Source organism: Moraxella sp. 179-F 1C4 NHS (assembly GCF_045370505.1).
GTDB lineage: Bacteria > Pseudomonadota > Gammaproteobacteria > Pseudomonadales > Moraxellaceae > Faucicola > Faucicola tetraodonis.
The window spans coordinates 1-2,304 of sequence record NZ_JBIQEC010000059.1 but is presented as its reverse complement, the minus strand read 5'-3'; the positions used below and the strand labels follow the sequence as shown (position 1 = coordinate 2,304).

Here is a 2,304-nt window from a genome sequence, read left to right as displayed (position 1 = left end):
ATTTCACTTAATAAAGGCGGTAACTTATCCCTGTCAAAAACAGATCCTACCCTAACACGGTTATTAATTGGTCTAGGTTGGGATGAGCGTGCCACATCAGGGGCAGAGTTTGACTTAGATGCCAGCGTATTTTTGCTTAATAATACAGGCAAAGTACGCGGTGACCATGACTTTATTTTTTATAACCAACTAAAATCTGACAACGGTGCAGTTGAACACACCGGGGACAACCGCTCAGGGGCAGGTGACGGTGATGACGAAGTGATCAAAGTTAACCTGTCACAAGTACCAGCCGATATTGAAAAAATTGCAGTCACTGTGACCATCCACGATGCCCAAGCTCGTAATCAAAACTTTGGTCAAGTATCCAATGCCTTCATTCGTGTGGTCAATGAAGAAACAGGGGCAGAGGTAGTGCGGTTTGACTTAGCAGAAGACTATTCCATCGAAACTGCGATGGTATTTGGTGAAGTCTACAAACACAATGGCGAATGGAAATTTCGTGCGGTGGGTCAAGGCTATGCAGGTGGCTTAGCAGCTATGTGCCAACAATATGGCGTAAATATCGGCTGAATCGGATTTTAAGCTGCAATTTACCATTAAAATAATGATAAAAACTCATTAAATAAAGGATATGAAGATGGCGGTTAGTTTACAAAAAGGGCAAAAAATCTCTCTCGATAAAGAAGCAGGCACGGCACTGACTCGTATCAAAATGGGTCTAGGGTGGGATGTTGCATCCACCCCAAAATCCGGTGGCTTTTTGGGCAGTCTATTCGGTGGCGGCGGTAGTAATGATAGTATCGATTTGGATGCATCTTGCATTATGTTTGACGCGAGCAAACAGCCCATCGATGCAATCTGGTTTGGTCAACTGCAGTCAAAGGACGGTAGTATCGTTCATACAGGCGATAACCGCACAGGCGCAGGGGATGGCGATGATGAAGTCATCAATGTCGATTTATCTCGTATCCCTGCTCATGTACAGTCATTGGTATTTACCGTGAATAGCTTTACGGGTCAAACGTTTGAAAAAGTTGCCAATGCGTTTTGTCGTATCGTTAATGGGGGCAATAATAGCGAAGTGGCTCGCTATAATTTATCAGCTCAAGGCAGTCATACCGCGCTGATTTTAGCAAAGATTTATCGCCACAATGGTGAATGGAAAATGCATGCGATTGGCGAAATTGCCAGTGGTCGTACCTTTCATGATTTGATGCCTGCCATTACACCACATGCCTAAATTTAAATTGTAGATAACAATACCCTATTTGACTCTATTTGCAGTCAATGGGGTATTTTTTTATTCGGATAATAAAAAAAATAAGGAAAAACGATGCCAACGTTGGTACCTGGGGCAAACACGCCTATTCCCCACACGCCTTGCCAAGTGACAGTAACTAGCCAAAATGCCAGTCGTTTTGGGGTTGAGATGGGCTGCGTATGGATAGCGATGGATGCAAGTCGCCGAGCAACTACCAGCCCTGCTTATCTGCATGAAAGCAAAAATTGGGCAACGCTGACAGTCGAGAGTGAGAAAAGCCATGTTTGGACATTAGACTTAGCCAATGTGTTTTCCCAAAATCAAACCCAGTATCTGCAACTGATCGTGTATGCTTACCAAGACTCCAGTGTCATTGCCCCTGCGGTGGAAGTCAATGATATAAGCATTAAAGTGAGCAATGACATTGATTATACGTTTCATACCCCAGAGCGCCATATCAAAGCCAGTATTGTACTGGAGATCTATCAGCGTAATGGGCAATATAAATGCCGAGCACTCGCGGAAACATCTAGTCAAAGTCTAGCCAATTTTGCCGAACGTTTACAAATCAGCCTTGACGCCCGTTACCCTAATAACATGACGACAGGCAACGTTTTGCACGCCATACCAAACAACAGACGTCCTCGCCCTCAGCCAGGTGACACTTGGACTGGGACGGCTTTTGCAATTGATCACTATCATTTACTCACTTGTGAGCATGTGGTGGACGGGGCAACGCAAATCGCACTGCGTCAACAAGGCTATCCCGATATGGAATGCCAAGTGGTGCTGGCAGATGAAGGTAGTGATACAGCGTTACTTAAAGTCAATCAACCTTTACCAAGTTATCTGCCCGTGCGAGAACGTGGCTATGATTTACTGGGTGAGCAGATTACCACACTTGGTTTTCCGCTAACAGGTCTTGGTAGTCAATTACAAGTCACCCAAGGCAATATCGCAGGGCTACAAGGCATTGGCAATGATATTCGTTTTATGCAGTTTACTGCGCCAATTCAGCCTGGCTCAAGTGGCAGTCCGCT

General features: G+C 44.9%; 3 protein-coding genes. All 3 read left to right on the top strand.

What is annotated here, in order from left to right; translation table 11 throughout:
* On the top strand, positions 1–573 hold a 573-nt coding region (locus ACH0AB_RS11775; RefSeq protein WP_406878257.1), incomplete at its 5' end, for a TerD family protein.
* Positions 574–640: 67 nt separating this feature from the next.
* Entirely contained in the window at positions 641–1,243 is a 603-nt protein-coding gene (locus tag ACH0AB_RS11770) for a TerD family protein (protein WP_312533593.1), read from the top strand.
* 93 nt (positions 1,244–1,336) lie between these two features.
* A partial coding sequence (locus tag ACH0AB_RS11765) for a S1 family peptidase (protein WP_406878256.1) occupies positions 1,337–2,304 on the top strand: 968 nt, incomplete at its 3' end.